Source organism: Flavobacterium hydrocarbonoxydans (assembly GCF_009789235.1).
Lineage (GTDB): Bacteria > Bacteroidota > Bacteroidia > Flavobacteriales > Flavobacteriaceae > Flavobacterium > Flavobacterium hydrocarbonoxydans.
Genome location: NZ_WSTB01000021.1, coordinates 17,050 through 28,501 on the forward strand (window position 1 = coordinate 17,050; position 11,452 = coordinate 28,501).

Annotated in this window: 11 protein-coding genes; 7 read left to right on the forward strand and 4 right to left on the reverse strand. The window is 34.1% G+C overall.

Annotation, left to right across the window (positions count from 1 at the left end):
- The first annotated feature begins 62 nt into the window (after window positions 1-62).
- Window positions 63-2,039, forward strand: coding sequence for an alpha-ketoacid dehydrogenase subunit alpha/beta (locus tag GON26_RS21160; protein WP_160376763.1), 1,977 nt, complete (start codon window positions 63-65; stop codon window positions 2,037-2,039).
- 201 nt (window positions 2,040-2,240) lie between these two features.
- Here GON26_RS21160 and GON26_RS21165 read toward each other — a convergent pair whose 3' ends face one another.
- Window positions 2,241-2,648 (reverse strand): glyoxalase, encoded by a 408-nt coding sequence (locus GON26_RS21165; RefSeq protein WP_160376764.1) that lies wholly within the window; start codon window positions 2,646-2,648, stop codon window positions 2,241-2,243.
- Window positions 2,649-2,905: 257 nt separating this feature from the next.
- Here GON26_RS21165 and GON26_RS21170 point away from each other — a divergent pair, with 257 nt between their 5' ends.
- Complete coding sequence (locus tag GON26_RS21170; protein ID WP_160376765.1) at window positions 2,906-3,289, forward strand: acyl-CoA thioesterase; 384 nt, start codon at window positions 2,906-2,908, stop codon at window positions 3,287-3,289.
- Between the two features lie 375 nt (window positions 3,290-3,664).
- The gene (locus tag GON26_RS21175) at window positions 3,665-4,090 is read left to right on the forward strand and encodes a hypothetical protein (protein WP_160376766.1); all 426 of its coding nucleotides are present in this window, start codon (window positions 3,665-3,667) and stop codon (window positions 4,088-4,090) included.
- A gap of 76 nt (window positions 4,091-4,166) precedes the next feature.
- Here GON26_RS21175 and GON26_RS21180 read toward each other — a convergent pair whose 3' ends face one another.
- Together GON26_RS21180 and GON26_RS21185 are read right to left on the reverse strand one after the other, a co-directional pair.
- Window positions 4,167-5,423: a mechanosensitive ion channel family protein gene (locus GON26_RS21180; protein WP_160376767.1), complete on the reverse strand. Its 1,257-nt coding sequence runs from the start codon at window positions 5,421-5,423 to the stop codon at window positions 4,167-4,169.
- Entirely contained in the window at window positions 5,416-5,703 is a 288-nt protein-coding gene (locus tag GON26_RS21185; RefSeq protein WP_160376768.1) for a DUF3817 domain-containing protein, read from the reverse strand. Before GON26_RS21185 ends, GON26_RS21180 begins: the two co-directional genes overlap by 8 nt.
- A gap of 103 nt (window positions 5,704-5,806) precedes the next feature.
- Between GON26_RS21185 and GON26_RS21190 the strand changes: the two genes are divergently transcribed.
- From GON26_RS21190 to GON26_RS21205, 4 genes are all read left to right on the forward strand, one after another.
- Entirely contained in the window at window positions 5,807-6,340 is a 534-nt protein-coding gene (locus tag GON26_RS21190; protein ID WP_160376769.1) for a DUF6155 family protein, read from the forward strand.
- A gap of 107 nt (window positions 6,341-6,447) precedes the next feature.
- Window positions 6,448-7,992, forward strand: a complete 1,545-nt coding sequence (locus GON26_RS21195; RefSeq protein ID WP_160376770.1) for a DEAD/DEAH box helicase — start codon at window positions 6,448-6,450, stop codon at window positions 7,990-7,992.
- 574 nt (window positions 7,993-8,566) lie between these two features.
- Window positions 8,567-9,901, forward strand: a complete 1,335-nt coding sequence (locus GON26_RS21200; RefSeq protein WP_160376771.1) for a DEAD/DEAH box helicase — start codon at window positions 8,567-8,569, stop codon at window positions 9,899-9,901.
- Between the two features lie 82 nt (window positions 9,902-9,983).
- Window positions 9,984-11,243: an NAD(P)/FAD-dependent oxidoreductase gene (locus tag GON26_RS21205; protein WP_160376772.1), complete on the forward strand. Its 1,260-nt coding sequence runs from the start codon at window positions 9,984-9,986 to the stop codon at window positions 11,241-11,243.
- On the opposite strand, the gene GON26_RS21730 is transcribed toward GON26_RS21205, so the two are convergent.
- A partial coding sequence (locus tag GON26_RS21730; protein WP_230407984.1) for a hypothetical protein occupies window positions 11,240-11,452 on the reverse strand: 213 nt, incomplete at its 5' end. The two genes, GON26_RS21205 and GON26_RS21730, sit on opposite strands and share 4 nt — an antisense overlap.

Consider the following 11,452-nt stretch of genomic DNA (forward strand, 5'->3'; position numbering starts at 1 on the left):
AACAAAAACGAATAAAATTGTTATATTTTTCTATATTTGAAACACTAAAAAAACAAAACCAAATGATCTTTTACAAACAAAACTTAACCGATCCTCAATTATTAGATTTATATAAAAAAATATTAAAACCTCGTTTAATCGAAGAAAAGATGCTAATTCTGATTCGTCAGGGGAAGGTTTCAAAATGGTTTTCAGGAATTGGGCAAGAGGCAATTGCAGTAGGAGTTACGGCTGTTTTGGATGATTCAGAATATGTATTGCCAATGCATCGCAATTTAGGTGTTTTTACCTCAAGGAATATTCCGCTTTACCGATTATTTTCGCAATGGCAGGGAAAAGCTAATGGTTTTACAAAAGGTCGTGATCGTAGCTTTCACTTTGGTACGCAGGAATACAATATTATCGGAATGATTTCGCATCTCGGTCCACAGTTGGGTATTGCAGATGGAATTGCATTAGCAGATAAACTTCAGAAAAATAAAAAAGTTACAGCAGTTTTTACTGGCGAAGGAGCAACAAGTGAAGGTGATTTTCATGAAGCTTTAAATATTGCCGCTGTCTGGAAATTACCAGTAATGTTTATAATTGAAAATAATGGCTATGGACTTTCGACACCTACTAATGAGCAATATTCTTGCGAAAATTTAGCTGATAAAGGCGTTGGTTACGGCATAGACAGTTATATTATTGACGGAAATAATATCCTTGAAGTGTATCATAAGCTGTCCCAGCTAAAAGAACACATGCAGGAGAATCCGCATCCGGTTTTATTAGAATTTAAAACTTTCAGAATGCGTGGTCATGAAGAGGCGAGTGGTACAAAATACGTTCCGCAAGATCTGATGGACGAGTGGGCGGCTAAAGATCCGGTTAGCAATTACCGTGATTTTTTAACCAAAACAGGTGTTTTAACAGCTGAATATGATGAACAGCTTCATAAAGAAATCAAAGAGGAAATTGATGAAAATTTGGCAATCGCCAATGCAGAACCTGAAATAATTCCAACTTACAGCGGAGAATTAGATGATGTTTACAAACCGTATCAATATGAAGAGTTTACATCAAATGAATCTTCTGAAAATATACGATTTATCGATGCTATCCGAAACAGTTTAAACCAATCCATGCAACACCACAAAAACCTGATTATTATGGGGCAGGATATTGCTGAATATGGTGGTGCCTTTAAAATTACGGATGGATTTGTTGAGTTTTTTGGAAAAGACAGAGTACGTAATACGCCAATCTGCGAAAGTGCTGTTGTGTCAACCGCAATGGGACTTTCTATCAATGGATACAAGGCGATTGTCGAGATGCAATTTGCTGATTTTGTTTCTACAGGTTTCAATCCAATCGTTAATTTATTGGCAAAATCACATTATCGCTGGGGCGAAAAAGCCGATGTAGTCGTACGTATGCCTTGCGGTGGCGGTACTCAGGCCGGACCTTTTCATTCACAAACTAACGAAGCCTGGTTTACTAAAACGCCAGGTCTTAAAGTAGTTTATCCAGCATTTCCTTATGATGCTAAAGGATTATTGAATACTTCGATAAACGATCCGAATCCTGTTTTGTTTTTTGAGCACAAACAGCTTTACAGAAGTGTTTATCAGGATGTTCCAACAGATTATTACACGATTCCTTTAGGAAAAGCAGCTTTATTGAAAGAAGGAAATTCGGTTACCATTATTGCTTTTGGCGCGCCAGTGCATTGGGCTTTGGAAACTTTGGCAAATAATCCTGACATTTCAGCTGATTTGATTGATTTGAGAACGTTACAACCTTTGGACACCGAAACGATTTTTGCATCGGTAAAAAAGACTGGAAAAGTGATTATTTATCAGGAAGATACTTTGTTTGGCGGAATTGCCAGCGACATTTCGGCTTTGATTATGGAAGAATGTTTTGAACACTTAGACGCTCCGGTAAAAAGAGTAGCGAGTTTAGATTCTCCAATTCCGTTTACGAAAGCTTTAGAAGATCAGTTTTTACCTAAAAATCGTTTTGAGGAAGTTCTGAAAGAATTGTTGGCTTACTAATTTCTAAACTAAATAATAATACAACCTTGTCATTCCGTAGGAATCTCAGTAACTATAAATCACTGAGTTTATAGATTCCTACGGAATGACAAACTTTTCGCTTAAAAAATGACGATCATCTAATACTCAATCTTGTCATTCCGCAGGAATCAATAAAATAAAAAAAACACCTTATCTAAGGCGTTTTTTGTATCTAATTGTTTACTTCGAATTTGGCTCCAACTCAAACAACTGCACCTGACTTTTAAGCCTTTCAATCAATAAATTCATCATTCTTTTGTTTAAACTCGACGAATTCTGAATGTAGGTTTCATATTCTTCGGTTGTAAAAAGTGCCATCACAATTCCTTTTAGAGAATTCCGGAACTTAATATCCTTCTGAATTGAGTTTTCTATCGTTTGTAGTTTTCGTTCTACAGAATACGAATAAAAATCGGCTTTGTTTTTATTGACGTAATTAAGAAAGACAGCTACAAACAAATCATTCTGAAGCTTCAAAATGGGTCTAATTGTCTGGTTTTGAAACAGCTCATCTGGCGAAGATTGAGCACTAACAGTTCCTAAAGTCTCGCCTCTGAATTCTCTTAAAAAAGTGTCTCTATTTGCCATGGTTTTTCTTTAAAATTAGAAAAATATCTCTTATAAAAATTGCCTTTCCTGATTTAGTTACTGACAAATTCTACAAAAAATAAGTTCATAAGTAAAAAGCTGGCTGGTTGAAATTTTAATAATTTGGACATTAAAAAGTGATTTTTGAAATAATTCTGCGGCAAATTTTCGAATTATTGAAATCTCAAAAATTAATAAAAAATCAGTATTCGATTATGGGTGTAAAAAACTATTTTTACCCTTAATAAAAGAAAATTATGCGATTTCATACCAGAAAATGGGTCAAACCACAAGACCTAAATCCAAACGGAACTTTATTTGGCGGACAATTATTAGCCTGGATTGATGAGGAACTAGCTTTGTACTCGATTGTCCAACTCGAAAATGCGAGAGTTGTCACGAAACACATGTCGGAAATCAATTTTAAGAGCTCTGCACGACAAGGCGATATTGTAGAAATCGGAATTGATGTTGTAAAATTCGGAACGACTTCACTGGTCTTAAAATGTGCTGTAAGAAACATGATGACACGCGAAATCATCATTACCATAGACCACACCACAATGGTAAATTTGGGCGAAGACGGAAAACCAAAACCTCATGGAAAAACAAGAATAGAATTTGTAAAAGATCGCTTGTAAATTTTATTTTACCATATAAGTTATATAAGTTCATAACTCGTTGGGTGAAATTATTTTAACACATAGAAAACATAGTTTATTGAACTCAAAAAAGGCGTTTCACTTGCATTAAAACACATAGCTATGTGTGAAGAAACGAGTTTCTTTTTAATTTCCTTTTTTTCAAAATCATAAAATCTATGTTTTCTATGTGTTTAATTAAATTTTATTAATTACACCCAACGGGTTAAGTTTATATTAATTAGACCTTAACCAGTTAAATGTATTTATTTAGCATAGTTTATTGAACTCAAAAAAGACTTTAAATGCACATAACATCACGTTTGTCTTAAATTTTCTTATATTGCTTACATGGTTTAAAAAAAACATCACAAAATGACTAAAAATTCTTTATTTCTTGTTTCGATGGTTATCCTGTTTTTTTCCTGTAATTCAAAAGAAGACAAAGAAAAATACAATCATGTTACATATCGGGCCATACATAATAAGGACACCGCCATTTTATCTATTCATATAAATGATAAAAAGTTTTACGGCAGTTACGAAATTTCACATTATAAAATTGGTAAAGATTCTGGTAATGTAAGAGGAAATATTAAAGGCGATACACTTCGAGGTGACTTTCATTATATCACTTTTGGAGGAGGGTGGAAGCGCATTCCATTGGCATTACTAAAAAAAGATAAAAAATTGGTTTTGGGAAATGGCGTAATCGGGAGTTATATGAATCTTCCTCTTTTTGTTCCTGAAATACCAATTGAATACGATAATTCTGGGTTTGTTTTTGAGAAAATCAAATAAATTAAACCATATAAGTCATATAAGTAAATAAAGTTCTGTTTTTAATGAACTTATATAACTTATATGGTTTAAAAAACTATTCTACATGTCCCATCTTCGAAGGCAATTCAAATATTTCTAAATCAAAATACTGAACCGAAGCCATTATATGGTCAAAAATATCAGCCATAATATACTCGTAATTTGCCCAGCGTTTATCGCTTGAAAAAGCATAAATTTCCAACGGAACCCCATGCGCAGTCGATTGCAGCTGGCGGCACATCATGTGCATGTCTTTGTTAAGACCTGGGTAATTTACCAGATACTGAATGATGTACTTTCTAAACAAACCCAAATTAGTCATATTTCGACCGTTTAGCGCTAAAGTTTTATCAATTCCGTTATTGATATTGTATTTTTCTATTTCCTGCTGTCTTGATTCAATATAGGCACTAATAAGCTGTACTTTCTTCATTTGCTCCAAATCTTCCGGATAGAGAAAACGAATACTGCTGCTTTTTATCAAAACATGTCTTTTTATACGTCTTCCGTCAGACTTTTGCATACCGCGCCAGTTCTGAAAAGAGTCGGAACTTAACGCATACGTTGGGATTGTGGTAATCGTATTATCAAAATTTCGAACTTTTACAGTCGTTAAATTAATTTCGATAACATCTCCATCGGCTCCAAATTTATCCATCGTAATCCAGTCGCCAATGCGAACCATATCGTTTATGGCAACCTGAACGCTCGAAACAAATCCTAGAATAGTATCTCTGAATATCAGGATGATAATCGCCGAAAGTGTCCCTAAAATAGTCAGTAATTCGCCCTTTTTAATTCCGAATAAAGTCGAAATAATAATGGCGATTCCGAAAATCCAAAGCACAATCATAATAACCTGAATGAAGCTATCAATAGGTTTATCGCTGTATTCGGCTTTTTGTTTTAGATAATCACGCAGCGCATTAAAGATCGTTCTGATGATCCATAAACTGATTAAAACGATATAAACACCAACAATTTTTCCAAAAACCAATTCCCAATATTCATATTTATCCAAAATGATAGGAACTGCTTTGTAAATAAAGAAAAACGGAATAAGATAGGCCGTGTATTTAGTGGTTTTATTATGAATTAAATAATCATCAAATTTGGTTTTGGTTTTTTGGGCAAAAATGGCCGTTAAAGTAACCAAAACGAATTTTGCAAAATAATAAATAGCATACGCCAAAGCCACCATAATGGCGATATTAAAGATAAGGCTGATATAAGACGCAAAGTTGCGGCTCATTCCCCAATCTCTAAAAAGTGGATATAGAAAATTAAATATTTTATCCAAAGACTTAAGCATTAGTTTCTAAATATTTTCTCTCAACATAAAAAGTTCCAAAAGGAATAAGAGAAGCAATCAAGATAATCCCGAAGGTTTTCAGGTCCCAATTTTGAGATTTTTTCAATAAAAAAGCCAAAATAATGTAGGCAATAAACAAAACGCCATGTCCCATCCCGAAAGGACGTACTATGGTATGATAAAGTTCTGGATTATTGCTTTTTAAAAACAGCATATTGGCAATTAATACTAAATAAGAGATTCCTTCTAAAATTGCGGTAACTTTAAAAATCTTGAGCATTGAAATGTTTTTTAAGTTTATAGCAGCAAAATTAAGTATTATCGTTGGTTTTTTGATTATGAATGACCAAAGTAATTTACTTTTGTATTCTTAAACTTTGATAATGAGCAAACGCGATTTAAAAAAATATCTGGCCCAATTGAATAAAGAACAACTCGAAGAGCAAATTATAGAGTTGTACGAAAAATTCAGTCCTGTAAAAGTATTTTATGATTTTGTTTTTAATCCAAAAGAAGATAAACTTTTGCAGGAAGCTAAAATGAAAATCTCACACGAATATTTTCCTATCAAAAAAGCAGGTGCAAAATGGAAACCAAAAGCAAAATTACGTCGCTCAGTTGCTCAGAAATACATCAAACATTTTGTTTCACTTGGGGTTGAATCTTTTGTTATTGCAGATTTAATGTTATACAATATCGAAATTGCACAAACTTTCTCAGCTGACAACTACATAAAGCAGGAACTTTTTTACAAAAGCATGCTTAATTCATTCGAACAGGCAGTAAATTTTGTTATTTCAAATGAAATTTTAACAGAATTCAAACCCAGAATCGCTTCCATCTATGAAGAAACGCTTAAACAAAAATGGAAAAATAAGTACGATTTTGAAGTAATTTTTGACAAAATTGACCTCTAGCACATATTCTCATAAAAAATCTTATTTAAAAAAATCATTTATTTTACGTTAAAATAAGATGAATAACTGTTTTTTAAACGTAGTTTTGCAAAAATCCAAAAATTACAATGTCTCAAAACACTTTAGAAATAGAAAGAGAAGAGAAAAAAGAACTTTATGCATACCAAAAAGGCGACATCGATGCCATTTTTGAACGTTTAGACAATGCTTCTTCAAAACATCATTTATTATATCAATTGCCAACAGGCGGAGGAAAAACAGTAATTTTCTCTGAAATTGTTCGTCGTTATTTAGCTAATAATGATAAAAAAGTAGTAGTCTTAACACACCGTATCGAACTTTGTAAGCAAACTTCTAAAATGCTAAAAGGGTTTGGTGTTACGAACAAAATCATCAATAGTAAGGTAAAAGAACTGCCGGATCAAAACGAATATTCTTGTTTTGTTGCTATGGTTGAAACGCTTAAAAACCGTATCAATGATGAAAAATTACATCTTGATAATATAGGTTTGGTTATTATCGATGAGGCGCATTACAATTCATTCAGAAAATTATTAAACTCATTCAAAAATGCTTTTATTCTTGGAGTAACTGCAACACCTTTGAGTTCGAATATAAAATTACCAATGCACCAGAGTTATGACGAACTTATTGTGGGAGACACGATTAGTTCCTTGATTGACAAAGGTTTCCTGGCAAGAGCCACAACATACAGCTACGATGTAGGTTTGACCTCGCTAAAAGTAGGTATCAACGGAGATTATACCGTAAAATCCTCAGATGATTTGTACACCAATACCATCATGCAGGAAAAATTATTGCATGCTTACACAGAGCGTTCTTTGGGTAAAAAAACCTTGATTTTCAACAACGGTATCCATACTTCCTTATATGTTTATGAAACCTTTAGAGAAGCAGGATACGATATCAGGCATCTTGATAACACGAGTAGTTCTGAGGAAAGAAAAGATATTTTGGCCTGGTTCAAAAAAACTCCGGATGCTATTTTAACTTCTGTCGGAATCTTAACTACAGGTTTTGATGAGCCAACTGTAGAAACTATTATTCTGAACAGAGCCACAAAATCATTAACTTTATACTACCAGATGATTGGTCGTGGTTCTCGTAAATTACCTGGTAAAGACGAGTTCACCGTTATCGATTTGGGTAATAATGCAGCACGTTTTGGTCTTTGGAGCGAGCCGGTAAACTGGCAGCACATCTTCAAATCACCTGAATTTTATCTGGAAAATCTACGTGACGATACCGAGATCGAATTGTATTTCAAATACAGTATGCCACCGGAATTACGCGCAAAATTCGCTAAAACTGCTGATGTAACTTTTGATGTAGATGAAGAGCACAAATTAATCATCAAGCAAAATTTACGTTCCAAAGTGGTGTTAGACAAGTCATTAGAGCAACACGCAGCAATGTGTGTTGATAATACCGAAACCTTGCAGGAAGCAAAAGCTTTAGGAAAAGAATTAGAAGACGACATCGAATGCCGAATCAAGCGTTACGCAAAATGTTTAAGCCAATGTAGTAAAAACTACCGCGAATGGCTGGTTGATGATTATAAACTAAAACTGGTTTTACTTATAGGTAAAAAATACCGTGAGAAAATCATGAACGAACCAGACGAAGATTAATATTTTGTTTTAAGTTTTTTTGTTTCAGGTTTCAAGTTGTCACATTAAGAGAAGTCGAAGCATTTTCAATTGAAATTTAGAATTTGGATTTTGGATTTTGGATTTTAATTAGGAGCTATTTCCCGCTATCCGTTACAATCTTTTGTGGCGAACCCCGCCACAAAAGGATTTTCACTTCTATCGGGGCTAGGGCATTAGGTTTCATAAGAAACAATTCGTGAATTCGTGGCTAATAATTAATTAAAAAAGTTAGAGCTATATAAATAATTCAGCATGCAAAGATTCTTCGTTTAGAATGAAATAATTCGTGAATTCGTGGCTAATAATCAATTAAAAAAATTAGAGCTATATAAATAATTCAGCATGCAAAGATTCTTCATTTAGAATGAAATAATTCGTGAATTCGTGGCTAATAATCAATTAATAAAAATTAGAGCTATAAAATAATTCAGCATGCAAAAATTCTTCGTTTAGAATGAAATAATTCGTGAATTCGTGGCCAATAATAATCAATAAATAATAAAATTTTGGAGTTAAATCTAAAATCACAACTCTAAAATCTAAAATAAAAAACATGTCTAAACCATTCTCAGCATTAGGAATTTCAGCACCCATTTTAAAAGCCTTAGGCGAATTGAATATTGTTGAACCAACAGAAATTCAACAAAAAACGATTCCGCTTTTACTTTCTGAAACCCATGATTTAGTTGGTTTAGCCAAAACCGGAACCGGTAAAACAGCCGCTTTCGGATTACCATTATTACAATTAATAGATACCAATTCTCCAATTGTTCAGGCTGTTATTTTGGTGCCAACCAGAGAATTAGGGCATCAGATTTTTAGAAATTTAGAAGATTTTTCAAAACATATTCCAAATATTTCTATTGCAGCAACCTGTGGTGGAATCCCAATAAAACCACAAGTCGAACGTCTAGCACAACCCACTCACATAGTTGTAGCAACTCCGGGGCGTTTAATCGATTTGATTCAGCGTAAAGCAATCGATTTAAAACAAACTTCATTTTTAGTTCTGGACGAAGCCGATGAAATGGTTTCGATCTTAAAAGAAAGTTTAGACGAAATCGTAGCCGAACTTCCTAAAAAACACCGCACATTATTGTTCTCAGCTACTTTGCCTGGAACCATCAAACAATTGATTCAGAATTACTTAAATAAAAATGTAGTTCAGGTTAGTGCCAATATGGAAACCGTTGGTAACCAAGGAATTGATCACGAATATATTGTTGTTGATCCAATAGAAAAACTGGACGTTTTAATGCATTTCCTGAACTCAAGAGATGGAGAACGCGGCATTATTTTTTGTAAAACAAAAGCTGCAGTCAATAAATTGGCTAAAAATCTGGCCATCAATCGTTTTTCATCAGGAGCGCTTCACGGAAGTTTATCTCAGGGAATTCGTGACAGAATAATGGAACAATTTCGCGAAGGACACATCAATATTCTAGTCGCTACCGATTTGGCTGCCAGAGGAATTGACGTAAAAGAAATCGCCTATGTGGTCAATTATCACTTGCCGGACACATACGAAAACTACGTTCACCGTAGCGGAAGAACCGCAAGGGCAGGTGCAAAGGGGCTTTCACTGACCGTATTACAGGAAGAAGAAACAGTTGAAATTCCGGAATTTGAAAAAGAATTAGGAATTAAATTTACGCAGTTTCAGAAACCTTCTGTAGTAAGTTTAGAAGAAAACAATACGCTTTTATGGGCGAAACAAATCTTCAAAACAAAACCAAATCACGATATTTCGAATGATTTAAAAACGAAGGTAAAAACTGTTTTTCATCATCTTACCAAAGACGAATTAATCGAAAAATTAATGGCCAATTACGTTTTGCAAAACAAAGTTGAAATCACGGAGAAACGTGTTAAAAAATTCAAAAAGTAATATTTTAGGCAGTGGGTATTATTAATTTATGTTGTACATTTAGGAGGTATTTTATTATAAAACCTACTTAAGACACATAAATATGAAAATAGTCATTATTGGAGGTGGTTTTGCAGGAATTAATCTCGCAAAAGAACTTGTAAACCACCCACAAATACAGGTTACCCTTGTAGATAAAAATAACTATAATTTTTTTCCACCACTTATATATCAGGTTGCAACGGCATTTTTAGAGCCTTCGAGCATTAGTTATCCTTTCCGAAAATTTTTTGCTGGTAAAAAGAACCTGCAATTTCGTTTGGGCGAATTACAGGCAGTAGTTCCAGCCGAAAACAAAATCATTCTCAACAATGGCGAGTTAAACTATGATTATTTGGTTTTTGCAACAGGAGCCGAAACGAGTTATTTTGGCATGGAAAACGTAATGAAAAACGCCATTCCGATGAAAACCTTAAATGATGCCATCGAAATGCGTAATACGCTGCTTAAAAACCTCGAAAAAGCCGCTATAACGAAAGATATTCGCAAACGCCGTAAATTACTAACGATTGTTGTTGCCGGAGGAGGCCCAACAGGAGTAGAGGTTTCCGGAATGTTTGCCGAAATGCGAAAAAATATCCTGCTAAAAGAATATCCGGAACTCGAAACCAGCGCCAGCAATGTGTATTTGGTCGATGGGGGAGACGCACTATTATCGCCAATGAGCAAGGCATCTCAGGAAGATACCCTTGAAGCACTTACAAAATTGGGCGTTGTAGTTAAACTTCACACACGTGTTGTCGATTATATTGATGATACCGTACATTTTGAAAACGGAGAAACCATTAAAACCAAAAACTTAATTTGGGCCGCAGGAGTATCCGCCAAAATTTTCGAAGGAATTCCGACAGAAAGTTACGGCCGTGGCAGACGTATGGCAACCGATCAATATAATAAAGTAAACGGACTTTCGAATATTTATGCAATTGGTGATACGGCTATCACTGCAGGAGACAAAAACTTTCCTGACGGGCATCCGCAAGTGGCGCAGGTAGCCATTCAGCAAGGATTGAATTTAGCCAAAAACTTTAAAGCAATGATTCAGAACAAGCCGCTAAAACCATTTGTTTACAACGATAAAGGTTCGATGGCAATTATTGGTAAAAATAAAGCTGTAGTAGATTTACCAAGTCCAAAATGGCATTTCAAAGGATTTTTTGCCTGGTTTATTTGGCTTTTTGTACACCTTATTTCATTGATAACTTACAGAAATAGATTGAATACTTTTTGGAACTGGATGGTAGCTTATTTTGCCAGAGATCAATCTTTGAGAATGATCATCAGACCGGATAAGAGAAGTTAAATATGGGGAAATTCCAAATTTAAAATTCCAACTTGTAAATTTGAAAATAAAAAAGTCAGAATCATTGATTCTGACTTTTTTATTGAACTTTGAACTTTGAACTTTGAACTTTGAACTTTGAACTTTGAACTTTGAACTTTGAACTTTGAACTTTGAACTTTGAACTTTGAACTTTGAACTTTGAACTTTGAACTTTGAACTTTGAACTT